Genomic DNA, 2,837 nt, shown 5'->3' on the forward strand with positions numbered 1-2,837 from the left:
ATCGGCTGGCGGCCAAGGGATTAGCCGCCCAGCCCAACTTGTTGAGCCGTGTCAGCCCACCCCCCGCCGGGGACCTTTTGTCCCGGCCGTAGGTCGCTTTTGCCGGGGACCGGGGTCCTCGAAGCGCGCCGCGCGTGCGGCGGCCAGGGCGGGCCGACGGGGGGCGAGCGCAGGCGGTCGCGCAGGGAGAGCGCCGGGTGCCGCTCGGGAGGTGGGGGTGTCTCGAGGTCAGCCGCCCCGAGCCAACCGCGCGGCCGCCACCACCAGTCCCACTCCCAGCACGACATTGACGCGGCCCAGCCAGGCCGCCGTGCGGCGCAGCCGCAAACCCGCGGGCGAACCCGGCGCCGCCCGCGCCGCGGCCGGCCCGTAGAGGAAGTCGTGCAGCGCCTGGAGCAGCAGCATAGCCACGACGATGCCCAGCTTCCAGGCCAGGGCCGCGCCGTAACGGGTCCGCCAAAACGCCGGGCTCCCCAGGCCTTCGGCGTCCAGCAGTCCCCGGAAATAGAGGCTGGCCGCGCCGGTCAGGAGCAAGACTGCCACGGCGATCCAGCCCACCGTGCGGAACCGCCGGCCCAGGCGCTGGAAAAGCTCGGTGCGCAGCGTGGCCGGCTCGACGGCACGCAGCACGGGCGCGCCCACCAGGGCCAGGAAGAACATGCCGCCCAGCCAGAGCAGGGCGGCAAGCAGGTGGACCGTCACATTGAGGTAGTAAAGCGACATGACCTGGCCCTCATGTCACGGGCCTTCCTTGAATCGGCGCCGCCAAAACTGGCTCCGGGTTGACCACCAGCCAAGGTTAGCAGAGGCTCCCGACCAGTGCAATCGCAGCAGGCCATGATGCTTGACACCCCAGGTCGCGCGGAATAGGGTCCCCGGCGATGACCACGCGATCGTCGCTGCCGTTGGTCCTGCTCACTGCCATGATCCTGGGAGCGCCAGGGGCCGCTTCGGCGCAGACCGGCGCGGCGGCCCGCGACCGGCAAGCTCGGCCGGGTGCCGGGCGCGGCGTCGCCCTCCCCGAGCGCGCAGTGCGCCGCGACATCCCGCTCACGAACATGATCCGGCGCGCTTTGGCGGCGGGCACGCGTGATTCCACTGGCCGCCCGGGCCGCAACTACTGGCAGCTCCGGGTGGACTACACCATTGACGCGCGCCTGGACCCGGCCACGGCCACGGTCAGCGGCCGCGAGACGGCGGTCATCCACAACACCAGCACCTCGGAGCTGGCCTCCGTCCAGCTCCGCCTCGACCAGAACATCTTCGCGCCCGGCGCGCCGCGGCTGGTTTCGCTCCCGGTGAGCACGGAGGGCATGAAGCTGACCAGGCTGACGGTCGACGGCGTCGCCGTGGAGCTGAACCCGCCGCCGCCGCAGTTCCGCGGGCCGGGCCAGCCTCCTGCCCCGCCCCCGGTCCCGAGCGCGTACGGGCTGGGCGAGACCACGGCGCGAATCGTTCTACCCACACCCATCTCAGCCAACGCGACCAGCACTATCGAGGCGGAATGGAGCTTCCGCGTGCCTCCCGCGGAGGGTGGGCGCAGCCTGCGCATGGGCCGCTGGGGCGACACTCTCTTCCAGGTGGCGCAGTGGTACCCGCGCGTGGCTGTGTTCGACGACCTGCGCGGCTGGGACACCGACCCCTACCTGGGACCGTCCGAGTTCTACAACAACTTCGGCCGCTTCGACGTGCGGATCGAGGTGCCGGCCGGCTGGCTCGTCGGCGCCACCGGCGTGCTCCAGAACCCTGAGGAGGTACTCTCTCCGACCGCGCGGGAGCGGCTCGCACACGTCCTGGACTCGGATTCCCTGCATACCATCGTCGCCCCGGAAGAGCTGGGACCCGCGCAGGGCACGGCGCCGGGCGAGCGGCTGGTCTGGCACTTCGTCGCCGACAGCGTCGCCGACGTGGCCTGGGCGACCTCGAAGAGCTACCTCTGGGAGGCCACGCGCGCCACGATTCCCGGCAAGGGTGCGATTCCCATTTACATCCTCCGGCTGCCCGGCAGCGCCGCGGCCTACACGGGCGCGGCCGAGCGCGCCCGGCACGCGCTGGAATTCTACTCGAAGCTATGGATGCCCTACGCCTTCCCGGTGCTGACCCTGGCCGACGGCCCCGAGCGGGGCATGGAGTACCCGATGTTCATCATGTCCGCCACGGGCGCCGCCGACCATGAGGTCGGGCACCAGTGGTGGCCCATGATGGTGGGCGTGAACGAGACGTGGTGGGGCTTCATGGACGAGGGCTTCAACCAGTACATGAACATCCTCTCCGCCGCCGACCGCGCCCACCAGCCCCCCAAGCTGGACGGCCTCGGGCAGGCCTACGGCAGCTTCAGCGGGAACGAGCAGGAGGCGCCGCTCGTCTGGAACGCCAACTACGGCGGCCCTATGTACCGCTTCCAGGCCTATGGCAAGGCACCCTTGATGCTCTCCATGCTGGGCGGCGTGGTGGGCGACACGGCCGTCTGGCGCGCCATGAGCGAGTACGCCCACGCCTGGCGCTTCAAGCACCCCTCGCCCTGGGACTACGCCTTCTTCATGAGCAACGCGCTGGGGCGCGACCTGGGCTGGTTCTGGTACTACTGGCTCTTCACCACCGAGCGGGTGGACGGCTCCATCCAGAAGGTCACCAGCTCCGGCCGGCGCACCACGGTCACTGTCCACCAGGACGGCCAGATGCCCGCGCCCGTGGTGCTCAAGGTGCAGTTCGCGCCCACCGGCCCGGCCACCCGGCCGATGGCGAATGCGACCATGCTCGACAGCGCCACGGCGATCCTGACCTGGCCGGTCGACGTGTGGTTCGCGGGCAGCCGCACGTTCGACGCCGTGATGGAC

2 protein-coding genes are annotated in these 2,837 nt (G+C 70.9%); one reads left to right on the forward strand and one right to left on the reverse strand.

Annotation, left to right across the window (positions count from 1 at the left end; genetic code table 11):
- Positions 1 to 228: 228 nt before the first annotated feature.
- Positions 229 to 723: a DUF4149 domain-containing protein gene (locus HY703_07440; GenBank protein ID MBI4545009.1), complete on the reverse strand. Its 495-nt coding sequence runs from the start codon at positions 721 to 723 to the stop codon at positions 229 to 231.
- A gap of 158 nt (positions 724 to 881) precedes the next feature.
- Here HY703_07440 and HY703_07445 point away from each other — a divergent pair.
- Positions 882 to 2,837: M1 family metallopeptidase (locus HY703_07445; GenBank protein MBI4545010.1), on the forward strand; the 1,956-nt coding region annotated here is incomplete at its 3' end.

Source organism: Gemmatimonadota bacterium (assembly GCA_016209965.1).
In the GTDB taxonomy this organism is placed as follows: domain Bacteria; phylum Gemmatimonadota; class Gemmatimonadetes; order Longimicrobiales; family RSA9; genus JACQVE01.